Source organism: Rhodoplanes sp. SY1, assembly GCF_046000175.1.
GTDB lineage: Bacteria > Pseudomonadota > Alphaproteobacteria > Rhizobiales > Xanthobacteraceae > Rhodoplanes.
This window is the reverse complement of sequence record NZ_JBEOMB010000523.1, coordinates 1-541: the sequence shown is the minus strand read 5'-3', so window position 1 is coordinate 541 and position 541 is coordinate 1. Positions and strand designations below refer to the sequence as shown.

The 541-nt window shown below is 71.7% G+C and carries 1 protein-coding gene; it reads right to left on the bottom strand.

The window, feature by feature from the left end; all coding sequences use genetic code 11:
* A partial coding sequence (locus tag ABTU92_RS30730; RefSeq protein ID WP_408095305.1) for a hypothetical protein occupies positions 1-228 on the bottom strand: 228 nt, incomplete at its 3' end.
* Positions 229-541 lie beyond the last annotated feature (313 nt).

Genomic DNA, 541 nt, shown 5'->3' with positions numbered 1-541 from the left:
CCACTGGGCGACCACGCCACCCAGCAAAGCGGCGACCAGGCCGGCCCCGAAGCCGCCGGCGAGCGCGGCCACCACGACCGCGGGCAGCATCGCGGTGAACGACAGATCGGTCGGGATCACCAGGCCGAGGAGAACCCGCAGGCCCGCCGCCATGGCGACCGCCGCCGCACCCACGAAGACGGTCCACGTGACGGCGATCGACGCCTGTCCGAGGTCCCGGTATCGCATCGGTCATCCCCGCGCCGAAAATGCAGGCAGCATGCCTCTTTAGCACACCGCGGCACCGGCCGGCGACGCTCGCCGGCCCGCGACCGGAATTTCATGTCGCGCAGGATGAACCGACTCTATCGGCGGACGAGCGGGAGGAGGGTCTTCGATGAACCGGATATGAAACGCCGACGGCGCCCGCGGGTCCCGTGGCTGGGTCCCTCAAGCGCCGTCGTGTGTCGGCCGATCGCCGGGCGTGGGCTACTGCCCGGACGCGACCACGGGAATGTCGGAGGCCATCGGGCCGCGGAGGCCGTCGGGCCGCGGATCGTCG